The following is a 3802-nucleotide window of genomic DNA, read 5'->3' on the forward strand; positions in this document are numbered from 1 at the left end:
GTCGAGCTCGACCCCGGCGCCTCGGTCAACCGCGAGCTGGTGCTGGCCAAGATCGCCGCCACCGGTGAGACCCGCGGCCAGGTGCTCGACGTCGTCCAGCTGTTCCGCGCCAAGGTCGTCGACGTCTCCCCGGAGGCGGTCACGGTCGAGGCGACCGGCACGTCGGAGAAGCTCGACGCGCTGCTCAGGATGCTGGAGCCCTACGGGCTGCGCGAGATCGTGCAGTCCGGCATGGTCGCCATCGGCCGCGGCGCCCGTTCCATCACCGCGACCGCGGTGCGCTGAGCTCTTCCCGCAGAACCGCTGAGTTTTCCGCAGAACCACGGAAGGAAGTACCCACCAGTGAGCGTCGAGATCTTCTACGACGACGATGCCGACCTGAGCGTCATCCAGGGGCGCAAGGTCGCGGTCATCGGCTACGGCAGCCAGGGCCACGCCCACGCGCTGAGCCTGCGCGACTCCGGCGTCGACGTCCGGATCGGCCTCCCCGAGGGCTCCAAGTCCCGCGCCAAGGCCGAGGAGCAGGGCCTCAAGGTCGGCACGCCCGCCGAGGTCGCCGCCGAGGCGGACCTGATCATGATCCTGGCGCCGGACACCGCTCAGCGGCACATCTACGCCAACGACATCGCGCCGAACCTGAAGGACGGCGACGCGCTGTTCTTCGGCCACGGCTTCAACATCCGCTACGGCCTGATCCAGGCGCCGTCCAACGTGGACGTCGCGATGGTCGCCCCCAAGGGCCCCGGCCACCTCGTGCGCCGCCAGTTCGTCGACGGCAAGGGCGTCCCGGCGCTCATCGCGGTCGAGCAGGACGCGTCGGGCACCGCGCAGGCGCTCGCCCTGTCCTACGCCAAGGGCATCGGCGGCACCCGCGCGGGCGTCATCAAGACGACGTTCAAGGAGGAGACCGAGACCGACCTGTTCGGCGAGCAGGCGGTCCTGTGCGGCGGCGCCTCGGCGCTGGTGCAGGCGGGCTTCGAGGTGCTGACCGAGGCGGGCTACGCCCCCGAGGTCGCGTACTTCGAGTGCCTGCACGAGCTGAAGCTGATCGTCGACCTCATGTACGAGGGCGGCATCGCGCGGATGCGCTACTCCATCTCCGACACCGCCGAGTACGGCGACCTCACCCGCGGCCCGCGCGTCATCACGCCCGCGGTCAAGGAGGAGATGCGCAAGGTCCTGACCGAGATCCAGGACGGCACCTTCGCGAAGGAGTGGGTCGAGGAGGACGACAAGGGCCGCGGCAACTACAAGAAGTTGCAGCAGGACGGCGAAGTTCACCCGATCGAGGAGGTCGGCAAGAAGCTGCGCGGCCTGATGTCGTGGGTGGACCGGCCGCTGACCGACACGGTCTGACGTTCCGGCGAAACCCCTGATCAGCCGCACGGCGCGCGGCTGGTCGGGGGTCCGCGCGGACGGCGGGGGCGCGGCTGGTCGGTGGGCCGCGCCCTCCGGTATACCTTGGCGCATGAGCGAGAGCGCCCCGATCTACGACGACAAGGCCCACGTCCGGGGCAACCTGGACCTGTCGGCCGCGCAGTGGCTGCGCAGCGACGAGGGCGCCGAGCACGAGGCCGAGCACGTCGAGATCGCGTTCGTCGAGCACACCGACGGCGTGACCTACACGGCGATGCGCAACTCCGCCGAACCCGACGGCACGGTGCTGGTCTTCACGCCCGCCGAGTGGGAGGCGTTCATCCTCGGCGTCAAGGACGGCGAGTTCGACGAGCCGTGGTGACGTCCGGGTGGTGACGTCCGGGCGGTGACGCCCCGGAACCGGCGACCTCCCGCGCCGCCCCGGTCCCGATCACCCCGAGCGGTCGCGGCGGCCCGCCGACCGGCGCGGCGGCGCCCCTGATCATCCGGTGATCCGCCGACCGGGCCTGCGATTCCCAGCCGGTGGACAGTTCACACCGCGTTTTCCCGCAGGGTCGCCCGCGTGTGCGCCCGCGCAGGCCCCCAGAGCGGGCCAAACCCGGCAAACCCGCTGGTGGCGGGGAGAACCCGCCTCGAACGCCCGCGCCGCACGGGACTATCCTCGTTAACAACCCGGACACATCGCCGTGGCCGGTCGGCGCGGGTTCGCGGCCTGCTTTCGACCCGCCCGCGCTCCCGAATCCACCAGACACCGCTGGGAGCACCGCCCGTGAGCAACACGAGCCGACCCGTCGTCCTGATCGCCGAGAAGCTGGCACCCTCCGTGCTCGACGTCTTCGGCGAGGACATCGAGGTGCGCCACGTCGACGGCACCGACCGACCCGCGCTGCTCTCCGCCGTCGCGGACGCCGACGCGCTCCTCGTGCGGTCCGCCACGAAGGTCGACGCCGAGGTGTTCGCGGCGACCTCGAAGCTGAAGGTGGTCGCCCGCGCGGGCGTCGGCCTGGACAACGTCGAGGTGCCCGCCGCGACCGAGCGCGGTGTCATGGTGGTCAACGCGCCCACCAGCAACATCGTCTCCGCCGCCGAGCACGCCGTCGCGCTGCTGCTGTCGGTGGCCAGGCAGATCCCGGCCGCCCACGCCACCCTCGCGGGCGGCGCGTGGAAGCGCAGCTCCTTCAACGGCGTCGAGCTCAACGGCAAGACCGTCGGCGTGGTGGGCCTGGGCAAGATCGGGCAGCTGTTCGCGGCCCGGCTCGCGGCCTTCGGCACCTCCATCATCGCGTACGACCCCTACGTGGCCGCCGCCCGCGCCGCCCAGCTCGGCATCGAGCTGGTGTCGCTGGAGGAGCTGCTGGAGCGGGCCGACGCCATCTCCATCCACCTGCCCAAGACCCCCGAGACCAAGGGCCTGATCGGCGCCGAGCAGCTGGCCAAGACCAAGCGGGGCGTCATCGTCGTCAACGCCGCGCGCGGCGGCCTGATCGACGAGGACGCGCTCGCCGAGGCCGTGCGGAGCGGCCAGGTCGGCGGCGCGGGCATCGACGTGTTCGCCACCGAGCCCACCACCGCCAGCCCGCTCTTCGGGCTCCCGAACGTCGTCGTCACCCCGCACCTGGGCGCCTCCACCAGCGAGGCCCAGGACCGCGCGGGCACGGACGTGGCCAAGTCGGTGCTGCTCGCCCTCGCGGGCGACTTCGTGCCGGACGCGGTCAACGTGCAGGGCGGCGGCGTGGTCGGCGAGGAGGTCCGGCCGTACCTGCCGCTCGTGCAGAAGCTCGGCACGGTCGTCGCGGCGCTCAGCGCCAAGGCGCCCACCTCGGTCACCCTGGAGGTGCGGGGCGAGCTGTCCAACGAGGACGTGAGCGTGCTGCCGCTGGCCGCGCTGCGCGGGGTGTTCTCCAGCGTGGTCGAGGAGCAGGTGACGTTCGTGAACGCGCCCGCGCTGGCCGCCTCGCTGGGCGTGTCGGTCGACGTGGTCAAGGAGCCCTCCAGCGCCAACCACCGCAGCCTGGTGACCGTGCGGGCGGTGCAGGCCGACGGCTCGGTGCTGACCGTGTCCGGCACGCTGACCGGCCTCGACCAGGTCGAGAAGATCGTGGGCGTCAACGGCCGCAGCTTCGACCTGCGCGCCGAGGGCAACGTGCTGCTGCTGGAGTACTCGGACCGGCCCGGCGTCATGGGCACCGTCGGCACGCTCCTCGGCGAGGCCGGGGTGAACGTGGAGGCGGCGCAGATCAGCCAGCAGAAGGGCGGCTCCGAGGCGCTGATGCTGCTGCGCGTCGACCGCCCGGTGGACAGCAACGTGCTCGACCCGATCGGCGCGTCGGTCGGCGCGCGCACCATGCGCTCGGTCGACTTCGGCTGATCCGGCGCGGGGCGCCGCGCGGCCGATCGGCGCAGGCCGACCCGCCCGCGCGGCGCC

Annotated in this window: 4 protein-coding genes; all 4 read left to right on the forward strand. The window is 72.2% G+C overall.

Annotated elements, in window-relative coordinates:
- The coding region (ilvN, locus tag ACTUAL_RS00490; RefSeq protein ID WP_440898879.1) for an acetolactate synthase small subunit at positions 1-285 on the forward strand (285 nt) is incomplete at its 5' end.
- Between the two features lie 57 nt (positions 286-342).
- Entirely contained in the window at positions 343-1356 is a 1014-nt protein-coding gene (ilvC, locus tag ACTUAL_RS00495; RefSeq protein ID WP_015804711.1) for a ketol-acid reductoisomerase, read from the forward strand.
- Between the two features lie 112 nt (positions 1357-1468).
- Positions 1469-1738 carry a DUF397 domain-containing protein gene (locus ACTUAL_RS00500; RefSeq protein WP_096496676.1) on the forward strand — a complete coding sequence of 90 codons (270 nt, stop codon included), beginning with the start codon at positions 1469-1471 and terminating at the stop codon, positions 1736-1738.
- A gap of 408 nt (positions 1739-2146) precedes the next feature.
- Positions 2147-3745, forward strand: coding sequence for a phosphoglycerate dehydrogenase (gene serA, locus ACTUAL_RS00505; protein ID WP_096496675.1), 1599 nt, complete (start codon positions 2147-2149; stop codon positions 3743-3745).
- Positions 3746-3802 lie beyond the last annotated feature (57 nt).

The sequence above is a fragment of the Actinosynnema sp. genome (assembly GCF_052038725.1).